The sequence below is a fragment of the Mycobacterium sp. 852014-52144_SCH5372336 genome (assembly GCF_001665615.1).
Classification (GTDB): Bacteria; Actinomycetota; Actinomycetes; order Mycobacteriales; family Mycobacteriaceae; genus Mycobacterium; species Mycobacterium neumannii_A.
In genome coordinates, this window is the sequence record NZ_LZSW01000020.1 from 38,691 (window position 1) to 52,378 (window position 13,688).

Sequence of the window (13,688 nt, forward strand, 5' to 3'; positions counted from 1 at the left end):
CTGTCGGTGGCGTCGATCTCCGGTCGGGTTTCCTCCACTTGCGCGTTTCTCCGTCCCGAAAAACCTAGACTCCGGCGGATGGAAGCCGACTACATCGTCGTGGGAACCGGCTCGGCAGGGTCGGTGGTGGCCGCCCGGCTCAGCGACGATCCGTCCGTCCGGGTCGTCGCACTGGAAGCGGGTCCGCATGACAAGGACAAGTTCATCCGCATCCCCGCAGGCTTCGTCAAGTTGTTCCGCGGCCCGATGGACTGGGACTACCTGACCGAACCGCAGAAAAAGCTCGAGGGCCGCCAAATCTATTGGCCGCGAGGCAAGATGGTCGGCGGGTCGTCGTCGATGAACGCGATGATGTGGGTCCGTGGATTCGCCGCCGACTACGACGATTGGGGCCAGGCCGCCGGCGAGCAGTGGGACTACGCGCACCTCGAGCCGTACCTGCGCCGTATCGAAGCGGGTCCGCTCTCGATCAGCAAGCAGCGCAGCCCGCGCAGCGCCACCGCCAAATGGCTCACCGCTGCCGAAGAGTGCGGCTACCGAATCGAGAAGCCGAACCAGGCGGCGCCAGAAGGCTTCTGCGAGACGCTGGTCACCCAGCGCCGCGGTGCCAGGTGGAGCGCCGCCGACGCCTACCTCAAGCCCGCCCTCAAGCGCAAGAACCTCACGCTCGAAACGGAGGCGCTGGCGACCAGGGTGGTGTTCGAGGGCCGGCGCGCCGTCGGCGTCGAGATCGACCAGCACGGCACCCGTCGCGTCATCAAGGCCCGGCGCGAGGTGGTGTTGTGCGGCGGCGCCATCAACAGCCCGCAGCTGTTGATGCTGTCGGGCATCGGCGACGGCGAACGGTTGGCCGAGCACGGCATCCAGACGCTGGTCCATGCCCCGGACGTCGGAGCCAACCTTCTCGACCACTTCATCGCGGCACTCGGCTTCGACGTACCCAACGACAGTCTGTTCGCCGCCGAGAAGCCGCTTCAGCTGCTCAACTACCTGCTGCGACGCCGCGGGATGCTCACCTCGAACGTGGGGGAGGCCTACGGTTTCGTCCGGAGCCGATCCGACCTCGCGTTGCCCGATCTGGAGCTGATCTTCGCCCCGGCCCCGTTCTTCGAGGAGGGCATCGGCGACCCCTACGACACGCACGCCGTCGTCCTGGGGACAGTCCTGCTCAAGCCGGCCAGCAGCGGCACCATCGAACTGCGTTCGGCCGACCCGGCGGACAAGCCGATCATCGACCCGCGCTATCTCACCGATCCCGACGGCGCCGACCGTGCGGCGGTGATGGCCGGCCTGCGTATCTGCGCCACCATCTCCCAGGCGCCCGCGCTCGAGGGCGTCATCGGCAAGATCGCGCGGCCCCTCGACTCAGCGGCGCTCGATGAAGCGACGCTGGAACGCGCGCTCGCCACGTTCTCGCACACGCTGTACCACCCGGTCGGCACGTGCCGCATGGGGCGCGACGACGCGAGCGTGGTCGACCCGAACCTGCGCGTCCGCGGCGTCGAAGGGCTGCGAGTCGCCGACGCGTCGGTGATGCCGGCGATCATCCGCGGGCACACCCACGCGCCCAGCGTGCTCATCGGGGAGAAGGCCGCCGAGCTGCTGCGTGCCTGATAGCCGCGAGTGTCAAGATGGTTCCATGGCCGAGCGCGACCGCGACGACGCCGGGCGTCCCCGCAACACCCGACCCCGCGATGCTCTGGGGCGTCCGCTGCCCCACGGCAGCGAGGGTGTCGAGCGCATCCCCGACGACCTCGACCTGCCGCCGACCGAGACACTCGCCTACGCCCAGGAGCTCCTCGACGACGGCATGGCGTTTCACGCGCACGAGGTGTTGGAGGCGGCGTGGAAGAACGGCCCGGACGCCGAACGCACACTCTGGCAGAGCCTGGCCCAACTCGCCGTCGGCATCACGCACATCCAACGGGGAAACACCCAGGGAGCGCTGGCGGTGTTGGACCGCGCACGCGCTGGTCTGGCCGACGCCTCAGTCGCCCACGACGTCGACGTCCCGGGACTCATCGACTATGCCCAGACGCTCATCGACGACCTCGAAGCGGGAGCGGCGATCGACCCGCAGCGATTGCGGCCGCGCCTGTCCTGATGCGGTCTGTGGATTCGCACCGGCGGCCAGCACCGCTACGACTCCACAAATCACTGGGTGGGTGAGGGTCAGAAGTAGGCGTTCGAGGGAATCGGGGTGCCGTGCAGCAGGTTCTGCCAGATCACCCTGGCCTTTGTCTACCGACGCCGCGCGTCGCGGGCACTGCTTTGACTCAGCGCGAACCTAAGACTCCGCCAACGCCAGCACCTCCTGGAATCCCTCGACCAGGCAGTCGTGGAACAGGTCGTAATCCGGTATCGCGCCGGTGTCGACGTTGATGCCGAAATGACAGGTGCCCGCATAGGTCAACAACGTCACGTTGACGGCTGCGCCGATCGTGGGCCCGAACGCGTACTGCGCGCCGACGCGCGCCCCACCGAGATAGACCGGGACCGGGATGCCCGGCACGTCGCTGGCGACGAAGTCGACGTGGCGCAGGATGGACCCGATGTACCAGCGGGGCATGAGGTTGAGCGCCCCGGCGATCGTCTGGGTGTAGGGCAACGAGCGTTCGTGACGCACGTTGTCTGTGCGACGGCGTATTTCGCTGATCCGGTCGGACGGGTCGGCCACTCCCGCGGGGATGTCGAACCGCATGAGCGTGATGTGGTTGCCGCCCATCGCGTCGGTCGTGGCCCGCAGGTTGATCGGCATGGTCAGATGCAGATCGCCGATACCGACGCCGTGCTTGTCGTGATAGCGGCGCAATCCGCCGGCGACTGCGGCGACGAAGGCATCGTTGAGGGCGCCGTCGCAGCGGTGCGCCGCCTCGCGCAGCCGATGCAGCGGAACGTCGTGCACGGCGAGGTGGCGCACGAGGCTGCGTCGCGTCATGAGGGGCGAGCCGGTGCTGTTCACCGGCCGGACCGTCCGGTAGATCGATGCCGCCGTCGCCGCCGCGGAACTCAAAGTCTGCTGGGGTCGGCGAATCCCGCCGAACAGCCATCCGGGGGCCGACTTGACCACGGCGCTGACGGCTGCGCCGGCCAGCCCGGCGTTGTACCGGATCGTGTCCCCATAACCCGTGAACCACGACGCGGCCTGCGCCTGCGGCTCCGCGGGCAGCGGCTCGACGGTGCTCGGGCCTTCCTCCAGGTCGAATAGGATCATCCCGATCTGGACGCCGCCCACACCGTCGGTCAACGCGTGATGGAACCGGCACAGCAGTGCCGCCGCGCCATCTTCCAAGCCGTCGATCAGGGTGGCTTCCCACAGCGGCCGGGCCCGGTCGAAGTCGGCCATCTGTGCCAGTCGCGCCATCTCCAGCACCGTCTGGAGCGTGCCGGGCGCCGGCGCGGTCACTCGCCGAAGATGGAAGTCGAGGTCGAAGTCGGGTGCAGACTCCCACCGCGGCGGTGCCGGCGGCGGCGACTGCGCCACCCGCTGGCGGAACATCGGCAGCATGCGGCTGATCCGGTCGAAGCGGTTTCGGACCGCGGCCCAATCCGGAACCCGCTCGAGCATGATCACCGTCACCACCGTCGACCTCAGCCGCGGGTCGGTTTCCATCGCCCAGGTGAAGGCGTCCGAGTTGCGCATGAATGCAGTCATAAGATCTCCCGCACTCACGCTACGACGGCGTGTCACTCACCGCGATGCTCTCGCGGAGCCAGAGGACCAAAGACCCCGAAGATGACCACGAAAGTCCTACCGGACCGGGTCAGGGCTTCATGAAACCGATCTTCGTGTAGTCGGCGTCGGCCAGGCCGAACGCACCGAAGTTCGCCAGATTGCTTCGCGTCGCGATGTTTCCCGGCGACTGGGTCAACGGCAGGCTGAACACCTCTTCGAACAGCATCTTGTCCAGCTCGTTGGCCAGCACCCGGGCTTTCGCGGGATCCAGTTCGCCGACGGTCTGCTCGATCTTCGCGTCGATCTGTGGGCTGCCGATCTGTCCGAAGTTGCTCTCGGCTCCGGTCCGGTAGATCTGCGTCAGGCTGGCGAGCGGGAAAGCGTCACCGCTCCAGGAGAATTGAGCGATGTCGAAGTTGCCGACGGTGACGTAGTCGGTGAAGAAACCGGCCGCAGGCCGGACATCCAACTCCAGTTTCACGCCGATCTGGGCGAGGTTGTTCTGCGCGATCTGTCCGTACTGCCGGGTGCTGAGCGAGTCGAACAGCACGTCGCGGATCACGAGTTGGCGGCCGTCCTTCTCCCGGAACTGGCCATTGAGTCGCCAACCGAGCGCGTCGAGTTCCTGCTTGGCCTTCTCCGGGTCGAAGGCGATCGCGCCGCTGTTGTCCTGGTAACCCTCCTGGCCCGCAACGAAGATGTGGTTGTTCAGTGGTGCGGGGTTGTCGGCTAGCCCGCGCTGGGTGACTTCGGCGATGGTCTTGCGGTCGATGCCCTTGGCGATCGCGCGTCGCAGCGCGGGGTCGGCCAAAATCGAACCCGGGGAGCCGTTGAACGTGAAGTGGTACCAGGCCAGACCGGGCGCGCGCCGGATGGTCACGCCCTGCGTGCGTCGAGCGATCTCCATCTCGTCGAGCGTCGCCAGACCGGTGGCGTCGATCGTGTTGTTCTGCAGCGCGGGGATGCGTGCGGCGTCGTCGAGGACCAGGAACGTGATGCTGTCCAGCAGCGGCTGCTCACCCCACCATTTGGGGTTGCGGGTCAACGTGATTCGTTTGGCACCACGGTCGAGGTTGGAGACGATGAACGGTCCCGCCGACGGGCCGGGGCCGTTGAGCTGACCCTTGTTGAAGACCTCCGGGTTCTCCGTCGAACTCTTGGGCACCAGCATGCTGGTGCCCGCGAACATCCCGCGCCAATCGGACCACGGCTCGGCGAACGTGATGACGGCCTGGCGGTCGTCGACGCCCCGCTCGACCTTCTCGACCCGGTCGCTGCCGTTGGTCGCGGCGATCGCGAACCGGTCGTCCTTGCCGCTCGTGGCGTTGATCTGGGACTGGATGTCCTCCCAGGTGATCGGCGCGCCGTCGCTCCACACCGCTTCCGGGTTGATCGTGTAGGTGACGACCTGCGGGTCGGTGCTCGTCAGCTCCACATCGGTGAAGTAGTCGGTGTTGACGGTGGCCGAGCCGTCGGGGCCGATCCGGAACGCGCGCGGCATCGCCGGTTTCATCAGCGAGTTGTTGTCACCGGTGTTGCCGTCGATGTGCAGCGGGTTGAAGTTCGGCGGGAACTCGTTGATCGAGAGTCGGAGGTTGCCGCCCTGCTGCAGGTTGGCGACGTCCTGCGGGTTGATGTCGTTGGTGTTTCCCACCGCCGCCTCGCCGCCGGCGGAGGGGGCTTCCTCGGAACCTCCCGAGCACGCGGTCAGGGTCAGCGCGGCGATCATGGAAGCCGCAGCAAAGCGTCGCATCCTCATGCGGTCCGACTTTAGCGGCGATTCACCTGCGGTCGCGGCACCGCGGCCAGCAACCGCCGGGTGTAGTCATGCTGTGGGTCGGTGAACACCTGGTCACCGTCGCCCTGCTCGACGACGGTGCCCTTGTACATCACCGCCACCCGGTGGGCCAGGTGCCGCACCACGGAGAGGTCGTGGGAGACGAACAGATAGGACAGCCCGAAGCGCTGCTGCAGATCCAACAGCAGGTTGATGATGCCGGCCTGGATCGAGACGTCCAGGGCCGACACCGGCTCGTCGAGCGCGAGGATCTTCGGCTGTAGCGCGAGCGCCCTCGCAATGCCGATGCGCTGCTTCTGCCCGCCGGAGAACTCGGCCGGATACCGGGTGGCGTCTTCACGTTGCAACCCGACGATGCCGAGCAGCTCGCCGATCCGTTCGTCGCGCCGGCGCTTGTCGAAACCGTTGGCCTGCAACGGTTCGGCGAGCACCTCGAACACCGGCAGCCGCGGGTCCAACGAGGCCACCGGGTCCTGGAACACCACCTGCAGGTCCCCGCGCAGCTCGCGGCGGGCCCGCCGGTCGAGTGAGGCCACATCCTTGCCGAGCACCTCGATGGAGCCGCCTTCCGGGGCGGTCAGCGCCAGGATCTGGTGCAGGGTTGTCGACTTGCCCGATCCGGACTCTCCGACGATGCCCAGCGTGCGACCCTGGTGCAGTGCGAAGCTGATGCCGTCGACGGCGCGCACCTCACCGACCTGGCGGCGAAACACCACACCCTTGGTCAGCTTGTAGGTCTTGACCAGATCATCGACGCGCAGCACCACCGGCGGCTCGGCCGAAGACGGTGTGTCGGGCGGGGCCGTGGACACGCCGTAGATCTCGGCGGCGCTGCGGCCGACGACGTGTTCGGTGCGGATGCACGCGGCGAAATGGCCCGACCCGGAGTCCATCGGCAGCAGCTCGGGCTCGGCGGCGCGGCAGTCGTCGATCGCAAGCGGACAGCGCGGGGCGAACGGGCACCCGGGCGGCAGCGCGGCCATCGACGGCGGTGCCCCCGGGATGGGGATCAGGCGCGCGCCTTGGGCGGCGTCGAGGCGCGGCACGGAGCCCAGCAGCCCGACGGTGTAGGGCATGCGGCGGTCGCGGTAGAGCTGATCGACGCCGGCCACCTCGACCGCACGCCCCGCGTACATCACCAGGGCGCGGTCGGCGAATTCGGCGACCACCCCCAGGTCATGGGTGATGATCAGGACGCCGGCGCCGGTCACATCGCGGGCGGTCTTCAGCACTTCGAGGATCTGCGCCTGCACCGTGACGTCCAGAGCGGTCGTCGGCTCGTCGCAGATGATCAGGTCGGGATCGTTGGCGATGGCGATGGCGATCACGACCCGCTGGCGTTCACCGCCGGACAACTCATGCGGAAACGACTTGGCCCGTCGGTCGGGCTGGGCGATGCCGACCAGCTCGAGCAGTTCGACCCCGCGCTTCCTGGCGGCCTGCCGACCGATGCCGCGCTGGTGGATCCCGATCGCCTCGGCGATCTGGTCGCCGACGGTGTAGACGGGGGTGAGCGCCGACATCGGGTCCTGGAACACCGTGCCGATGGCCTTGCCGCGGATCGCCGACATCCGCTGGTCGGACAGGCCGATCAACTCGTCGCCGTGCAGGCGGATGGAACCCGACACCTCGGCGTACTCGGGCAACAGCCCGACGACGGCCATCGCGCTGGCCGACTTGCCCGCCCCGGATTCGCCGACCAGCGCCACGACCTCGCCCTTGCCGACGTCGAAGTTCATGCCGCGCACCGCTTCCACTGGTACCGAGTCCGTGGGGAACTCGACGGTGAGGTCGCGGACCTGGAGCAGGCTCATCGCTTGCGCCTCCGCAGCTGACGCGCACCAGGATCGAGCGCGTCGCGCAGGCCATCGCCGACGAGGTTGGCGCACAGGATGATCAGGACCAGTACACCGCCGGGGAACAGAAACAGCCAGGGGAACGTCGTCGCCGACTTCGTGCCGTCCGCGATCAGCGTGCCGAGCGACACATCGGGCGGCTGGATGCCGAAACCCAGGAAGCTCAGTCCTGTTTCGGCCAGCACTGCCACACCGACGTTGAGTGCCGTGTCGATGATGATGATCGACGCGACGTTGGGCAGGATGTGGCGGATGATGATCCGCCAGTTGCTGACACCCATATAGCGTGCGGCCGCGACGAATTCGCGGTCGCGAAGGCTCATCGTCATGCCACGGACGATCCGGGAGCTGATCATCCAGCTGAACAACGACAGCAGCACGATCATCCAGATGATGTCACCTTTGGTGCGCTGCACCACGATTGAGATCAGCAGGAAGCTCGGCACCACCAGCATCAAGTCGACCAGCCACATCAGGGTGGGGTCTCGCCAGTCGGCGAAGTACCCCGAGATCGTGCCGACAGTCGCCGCGATGATCGTCGAGATGAACGCGACGCAGACACCGATCAGCATCGACTTCTGCATCCCGCGCAGCGTCTGGGCGAAGAGGTCCTGTCCCAGCGCGTTGGTGCCGAACCAGTGCTCGGGGCTGGGCGGCTGCTGCAGCGCGAAGTAGTCGAGATCGTTGTAGCTGTAGGGCAACAGGGGCGGCAATGCGTAGCACCCGATGAACATGACCACCAACAGCACCAGGGAGATGACGGCCGGCTTGTTGCGCAGGAACCGGCGGAACACCAGCGTTCGTCGCGACGCGAAGCCCTCCGAGACGCCGGATTGCGCGGTAGTCGACTTCTGTGTGGTGGCGGGTTCGGTCATGACGCCCGCACCCTCGGATCGAGTGCGGCGTAGACCACGTCGGAGAGCAAGCCGGCCAACAGGATCATCGCGCCGGACAGCACGGTGATCGCCGCGACGATGTTGATGTCCTGGTTACCGATGCCGGTGACGATCCATTCCCCGATGCCGTACCAACCGAAGATCTTCTCGATGAACACCGCACCGGTCACCAATCCCGCGACGCTGTAGGCGAACAACGTCGCCATCGGGATCAGCGCGGTGCGCAGGCCGTGCCTGACGAGCGCGCGCCGCCGCGTCAGGCCCTTGGCCCGCGCGGTGCGGATGAAGTCCTGACCGAGGACGTCGAGCATGGCGTTGCGTTGGTAGCGGCTGTAGATCGCGATCGAGGAGATGGCGAGCGTCATGCTGGGCAGCACCAGGTGCTGCAATCGGTCGACGAACTGGTTCCACGCCCCCTCGATGGGGAAGGGCGAAGTCTCGCCGGTGTATTCGAAGATCCGCACGCCGAGCACGTTGTTCACGCCCAGCGCGGCCAGGATGAAGAGGTTGGCCAGAACGAAGGTCGGCGTGCTGATCACCAGAAGGGACAGCACTGTCACGACGCGGTCGCTGAGCCGGTACTGCCTGATGGCGCCCCACGCCCCGGCGGCCACGCCGATCACCGTCCCGACGACCGAGCCGATCACCAACAGGCGGAGGCTGACACCCACCCGGCGCCACAGCTCGTCGGTGACCGGCTGCCCGCCGATCGTCATACCGAAGTCGCCGCGGATGGCGCCCGATACCCAGTGGGCGTACTGCTCGAGCACCGGCTTGTCGAGATTGAGTTCGACGCGTTTGGCGTCGATGACGCTCTGTGGCGGGCGCGGGTTGCGGCTCTCCAGGCTGTCGAGGGGATCGAACTGCCACGACGCGAGCAGGAAGACGAGGAACGAGGCCAGTGCCAACAGCACGACGTAATTGAGCAGTCGGCGCGCCAAGAACCGCGTCATGCGGAGCGTCCGTCGGTCGGCTGCATGCGCTCAGGTTAGGAGATTACTGCCGCGATGGCCGGTATGCGGGCCGTGGAGCGCGGCAAGCTGCGCGATTTGGCGAATACGCACCCAGGGTTCAGCACGCTCGCAGGAACGCCCTGTTCAGTGAATGCGCAACTGAGTTTGACCGATGGCCGCGCCGACGGGGCGACTGGGTAACCACGAATGGAGTGACTCAAGTGGTTCGTGACGGGAAGCGACGAACAATTCACTTCAAAGCTATCTCTGCGGTTCTCGGCTGCGCCGCGATCGTCGCGTTGACGGCGCTCGGCACGGCGGTCGACCAAACGTCCGACCCGACTTCGATCGCGATTCCGAGGATGACCGTCGGCGCAACGGACACTCAGACCACACCGTCCAAGGCGCCCGGCGTGGGCAGGGCGGAGCCGACCATCAAGGGCCCTGCGCCGTTCGCCGTGAAGAGGTGAGCGGCCGCCCAACACGTGGGGCCGTGTGACCGGCCCGTTTCGCCGGGCTTCCGTTCGGTTATCCACCACCTGAGGGTTCGACGACGAAACCCTGTTTGCGCTGTTAGACGGGCCGCGACGGCGATCGCGCCCGCCGGACCAAACGGAGACCGAAGTGAACACGAAACAGGTCAAGTTGTTCTCGGCAGCGGTCGGGACCAGTGCCCTGCTCGCGATGGGGGCCTTCTCGGTCGCCTCCACCACGGCCGCCCAGGATGACGAACCACCCGTGACCCCGGGACCGGTGACGACGTCGGAGATCACGACCGGCGAGACGGTCACCGATAGCAAGGCTCCCGAAACCCCCACGACGTCGGTGGCCACGCCGCCGGTGACCGCCGAACCGGCGCCGACCGGCTAACCGAGCCGGGCGGTCTCACAGCCGGCACAAAGGACGCGCACAGCCGCTCCTCATGGGGGCCGCGATAATGGAGCCGTGGCGACCCTCGGCGTGAGCGAGCAGGACTCGGGCCGAGTCGTCATGCGTCGCGCCGACGGCACACCGATCCACGTACTGGTTGTCGACGACGAACCGGTGCTCGCCGAGCTGATGTCGATGGCCCTGCGCTACGAGGGCTGGACCATCACGACCGCCGCCGACGGGGCTTCGGCCATCGCCTCGGCGCGCCAGACCGCGCCCGACGTCGTGGTGCTCGACGTGATGCTGCCGGATATGAGCGGCCTCGACGTGCTGCGCAGACTGCGCGAGCAGATTCCCGGGTTACCGCTGCTGCTGTTGACCGCCAAGGATTCGGTGGAGGATCGCATCGCGGGGTTGACCGCAGGCGGCGACGATTACGTCACCAAACCGTTCAGCATCGAGGAAGTGGTCCTGCGCCTGCGCGGGCTGCTGAGGCGCACCGGTGTGGCCACAGAACCGGACGGCGCGAAGATCGTCGTCGGTGACCTGGTGCTCGACGAGGACAGCCACGAGGTGACGCGCGGCGGTGAGCTGATCACCTTGACCGCGACCGAATTCGAGCTGCTGCGGTTCATGATGCGCAATCCCAAACGCGTGCTGAGCAAGGCGCAGATCCTCGATCGCGTATGGAGTTACGACTTCGGCGGCCGCTCGAACGTCGTCGAGTTGTACGTCTCGTACCTGAGAAAGAAGATCGACAACGGGCGAGCGCCGATGATCCACACCCTGCGCGGTGCCGGGTATGTCCTCAAGCCCGCGCGCTGACGGGCCGTCGACGCGGATCCGCTGGCCGCGGACGTGGTCGTTGCGCGCTCGGCTGCTCGCTTCGCAAATCGTGTTGCTTGCACTGGTGTGCGCGTCGGTCGGGATGGGGACCGTCCTTGCGCTGCAACACTTTCTGGTCAACCAACTCGATGGGCGTTTGGCCGAGACGGCTCGACGGTCGGCCGGCCTGTTCGAGTTCGGCCCGCCTCCGGGGCCGCCGGGAGTGCCACGACCGGGTTTTCGTCATCGCATGATGATCCGAGACGATCTCGGGCCGGGGCCCGCGTTTCTCAACGCGCCGGGGCAGGCAGCCCGCACCGTCGGCGCGGTCGTGTCGGGCGACACCCCGGTCGACGCCGGCGTGATCAAAGCAGACGGCACCCGCAGCCAGATCAGCACGGCCGCAGCACAACAACTCGCGCGCGTGGCGCCGGACTCGCCGACCACCATCGACCTCGACGGGCTCGGCCGCTACCGGGTGGTCGCAATGCATTCGCCCCGACGCGGCGACACGATCGTGATCGGGCTGCCCACCTCCGACGTCGACGACACGTTGTTCACCGTCGCGATCATCTTCTGCGTGGTCGGGGCGACCGCGTTGATCGGCGGGACGACGGCAGGCGTCGTGATCATCCGCCGCCAACTCGCGCCGTTGGCAAGGGTTTCCGATGCGGCACGCCAGGTCGCCGATCTCGAGCTCGACCGCGGCGAAGTACGATTACCGACGCCGATCGTGAAAGTCGACCCGGCCGGCGAACATACCGAGGTCGGACAGCTGGGCTCCGCGCTGAACCGGATGCTGGACCGGATCGCGTCGGCGTTGTCGGCGCGCCACGCCAGCGAGACACGCGTGCGCCAGTTCGTCGCGGACGCCAGCCATGAGCTCCGCACGCCGCTGGCCGCCATCCGCGGCTATACCGAACTGGCGCAACGCAAACGCGATGACGTCCCCGATGACGTCGCCCACGCAATGAACCGAGTGGAGTCCGAGACGCGGCGCATGACCGAACTGGTCGAAGACATGCTGCTGCTGACGAGGCTCGACACAGGGCGCCCGCTACAGAGCGAGTCGGTGGATCTTTCCCGATTGATCCTCGACGCTGTCGGCGATGCCCACGTCGCCGGGCCGGACCATCGGTGGCAGCTCGATCTCCCCGAGGAGCCCGTCGTCGTGGTCGGCGATCAGGCACGCCTGCACCAGGTGCTGGCGAACCTGCTTGCCAACGCGCGTACGCACACTCCGCCCGGCACGTCGGTGACGACCTCTTTGCGCGTGGCCGATGACGGGTCTGCGGTGCTGACCGTCGCCGACGACGGCCCCGGAATCCCCGGGTGGCTGCAGCCCGAGATCTTCGAGAGGTTCGCTCGCGGCGACTCGTCACGGTCTCGTCGCGACGGGGGGACCGGCCTCGGGTTGGCGATCGTGGCCGCCGTCGTCAAGGCCCACCGCGGCACCATCGAGGTGGTCAGCGCCCCCGGCGACACCCGCTTCGTGGTGACCTTGCCCAGCCGGTGATCTGCTCCTTCATTCGATCGGCCTGATTTTCTTGGGCCTCTTCTCGGGGGCGCGGTTATATGGTCGACGGATGTCTGTGACCGACGAATATCTGAAGAACAACGAGGAGTACGCGAAGACGTTCTCCGGTCCGCTGCCGCTGCCGCCGAGCAAGCACGTTGCGGTGGTGGCGTGCATGGATGCCCGTCTCGACGTTTACCGGATTCTCGGTCTGGGCGACGGTGAGGCCCACGTCATCCGCAACGCCGGCGGGGTCATCACCGACGACGAGATCCGCTCGCTGGCCATCAGCCAGCGGCTGCTCGGCACTAAAGAGATCATCCTGATCCACCACACCGACTGCGGCATGCTGACCTTCACCGACGACGGTTTCAAACAGCAGATCCAGGACGAGATCGGCATCAAGCCCGAGTGGGCGGCCGAGTCATTCATCGACCTCGAAGTGGACGTGCGGCAGTCACTTCGACGGATCGAGGCGAGCCCGTTCGTCACCAAGCACGAGTCGGTGCGCGGGTTCATCTTCGACGTAGCGACCGGCCGGCTCACCGAAGTCACCCCGTAGCCCCTTTTCTCACTGCCGCGAGCGACCGTGTCTGTACACGAAACGCCGCCAAATTCCGGCATTTTGCGGTCGCTCACCGCTCGCGAGTGACCGCTAACCGACCTTGTAGGTCGCGATCGCCTTCGCCACGGCATCGCCGTCGACGGTCACGACGTCGACTTCGCAGTTCACCAACGTCTTGCCTCGCCGCAGCACCCGCCCGATGGCGACCAGGTCACAGGCGCGAGCGGGCGCCAGAAACTGCATCGACATCGACGTGGTGACCCCGCGCAGTGACTTCGGCACCTCGGCTTGCGACCACGCCGCGGCCATCACCGCGACGTCCGCCAACGCCGCAATCGCGCCGCCGTGCACCATGTCGCCGACGGTCACGTTCGACTCATCCTACGGCAGTCGCAATCGGATCGCGTCGCCGTCGAGTCGCTCGGCGACGATGCCGAGTTTCGCGACGAACGGGGACTGCGGGATGAACTGCGCCATGACATCGTCACCCGTCCGGGGCGGGGAAGTGGTGGTCATGGGTCGAGTATCGGCACTGGGCGCGTCGAAGCAATTACCTCGCGGGTAAGCGTTGAGCGCACGCTCGCGTTCCCTTGAGCGCGGCCAAACTGTCGACTTTTGGCGGTGTGTCCTGGGCAAACACGCACGCTCGCGCCACGAAGGGGAGGCACGAAAGGGAAGCGGGGCACCGACCGGTCGCGTTGACACTCCGGGCGGCAGCGGTGTCTAATATCGG

The 13,688-nt window shown here is 67.0% G+C and carries 12 protein-coding genes and 1 pseudogene; 7 read left to right on the plus strand and 6 right to left on the minus strand.

What is annotated here, in order from left to right; genetic code table 11:
- Nucleotides 1-78: 78 nt before the first annotated feature.
- Nucleotides 79-1,614, plus strand: coding sequence for a GMC family oxidoreductase (locus A5759_RS04440; RefSeq protein ID WP_068194379.1), 1,536 nt, complete (start codon nt 79-81; stop codon nt 1,612-1,614).
- 25 nt (nt 1,615-1,639) lie between these two features.
- Complete coding sequence (locus A5759_RS04445; RefSeq protein WP_068194383.1) at nt 1,640-2,104, plus strand: DUF309 domain-containing protein; 465 nt, start codon at nt 1,640-1,642, stop codon at nt 2,102-2,104.
- 183 nt (nt 2,105-2,287) lie between these two features.
- Here the strand turns inward: A5759_RS04445 and A5759_RS04450 are convergent, their stop codons facing one another.
- The 5 genes from A5759_RS04450 to A5759_RS04470 form a co-directional block, all read right to left on the minus strand.
- Nucleotides 2,288-3,655, minus strand: coding sequence for a wax ester/triacylglycerol synthase domain-containing protein (locus A5759_RS04450; protein ID WP_068194386.1), 1,368 nt, complete (start codon nt 3,653-3,655; stop codon nt 2,288-2,290).
- A 109-nt stretch (nt 3,656-3,764) separates the two neighbouring features.
- Complete coding sequence (locus tag A5759_RS04455) at nt 3,765-5,435, minus strand: ABC transporter family substrate-binding protein (protein ID WP_068194389.1); 1,671 nt, start codon at nt 5,433-5,435, stop codon at nt 3,765-3,767.
- 11 nt (nt 5,436-5,446) lie between these two features.
- Nucleotides 5,447-7,288, minus strand: coding sequence for an ABC transporter ATP-binding protein (locus tag A5759_RS04460; protein WP_068194393.1), 1,842 nt, complete (start codon nt 7,286-7,288; stop codon nt 5,447-5,449).
- Entirely contained in the window at nt 7,285-8,205 is a 921-nt protein-coding gene (locus tag A5759_RS04465) for an ABC transporter permease (RefSeq protein WP_068194396.1), read from the minus strand. Before A5759_RS04465 ends, A5759_RS04460 begins: the two co-directional genes overlap by 4 nt.
- Entirely contained in the window at nt 8,202-9,179 is a 978-nt protein-coding gene (locus tag A5759_RS04470) for an ABC transporter permease (RefSeq protein ID WP_068194400.1), read from the minus strand. Before A5759_RS04470 ends, A5759_RS04465 begins: the two co-directional genes overlap by 4 nt.
- Nucleotides 9,180-9,400: 221 nt before the next feature.
- On the opposite strand from A5759_RS04470, the gene A5759_RS26065 reads away from it, so the two are divergent.
- The 5 genes from A5759_RS26065 (at nt 9,401) to A5759_RS04495 (ending at nt 12,952) form a co-directional block, all read left to right on the plus strand.
- Entirely contained in the window at nt 9,401-9,649 is a 249-nt protein-coding gene (locus tag A5759_RS26065; protein WP_068194403.1) for a hypothetical protein, read from the plus strand.
- A gap of 154 nt (nt 9,650-9,803) precedes the next feature.
- Nucleotides 9,804-10,049, plus strand: coding sequence for a hypothetical protein (locus A5759_RS04480; RefSeq protein ID WP_064397941.1), 246 nt, complete (start codon nt 9,804-9,806; stop codon nt 10,047-10,049).
- A gap of 120 nt (nt 10,050-10,169) precedes the next feature.
- Nucleotides 10,170-10,874, plus strand: coding sequence for a response regulator transcription factor (locus A5759_RS04485; RefSeq protein ID WP_066842504.1), 705 nt, complete (start codon nt 10,170-10,172; stop codon nt 10,872-10,874).
- The gene (locus A5759_RS04490; protein ID WP_068194518.1) at nt 10,852-12,390 is read left to right on the plus strand and encodes a HAMP domain-containing sensor histidine kinase; all 1,539 of its coding nucleotides are present in this window, start codon (nt 10,852-10,854) and stop codon (nt 12,388-12,390) included. Before A5759_RS04485 ends, A5759_RS04490 begins: the two co-directional genes overlap by 23 nt.
- A 70-nt stretch (nt 12,391-12,460) precedes the next feature.
- Nucleotides 12,461-12,952, plus strand: a complete 492-nt coding sequence (locus A5759_RS04495; protein WP_068194406.1) for a carbonic anhydrase — start codon at nt 12,461-12,463, stop codon at nt 12,950-12,952.
- A gap of 93 nt (nt 12,953-13,045) precedes the next feature.
- Here the strand turns inward: A5759_RS04495 and A5759_RS04500 are convergent.
- Nucleotides 13,046-13,471 (minus strand): annotated as a pseudogene (locus A5759_RS04500) (PaaI family thioesterase).
- Nucleotides 13,472-13,688 lie beyond the last annotated feature (217 nt).

What these genes read in the sequence shown, in the direction of transcription:
- A5759_RS04440 (WP_068194379.1), top strand. Translation starts at nt 79, where the DNA reads ATGGAAGCCGACTACATCGTCGTGGGAACCGGCTCGGCAGGGTCGGTG.
- A5759_RS04455 (WP_068194389.1), bottom strand. Translation starts at nt 5,435, where the DNA reads ATGAGGATGCGACGCTTTGCTGCGGCTTCCATGATCGCCGCGCTGACC.
- A5759_RS04490 (WP_068194518.1), top strand. Translation starts at nt 10,852, where the DNA reads ATGTCCTCAAGCCCGCGCGCTGACGGGCCGTCGACGCGGATCCGCTGG.
- A5759_RS04460 (WP_068194393.1), bottom strand. Translation starts at nt 7,288, where the DNA reads ATGAGCCTGCTCCAGGTCCGCGACCTCACCGTCGAGTTCCCCACGGAC.
- A5759_RS04470 (WP_068194400.1), bottom strand. Translation starts at nt 9,179, where the DNA reads ATGACGCGGTTCTTGGCGCGCCGACTGCTCAATTACGTCGTGCTGTTG.
- A5759_RS04485 (WP_066842504.1), top strand. Translation starts at nt 10,170, where the DNA reads ATGCGTCGCGCCGACGGCACACCGATCCACGTACTGGTTGTCGACGAC.
- A5759_RS04465 (WP_068194396.1), bottom strand. Translation starts at nt 8,205, where the DNA reads ATGACCGAACCCGCCACCACACAGAAGTCGACTACCGCGCAATCCGGC.
- A5759_RS04450 (WP_068194386.1), bottom strand. Translation starts at nt 3,655, where the DNA reads ATGACTGCATTCATGCGCAACTCGGACGCCTTCACCTGGGCGATGGAA.
- A5759_RS04445 (WP_068194383.1), top strand. Translation starts at nt 1,640, where the DNA reads ATGGCCGAGCGCGACCGCGACGACGCCGGGCGTCCCCGCAACACCCGA.
- A5759_RS04495 (WP_068194406.1), top strand. Translation starts at nt 12,461, where the DNA reads ATGTCTGTGACCGACGAATATCTGAAGAACAACGAGGAGTACGCGAAG.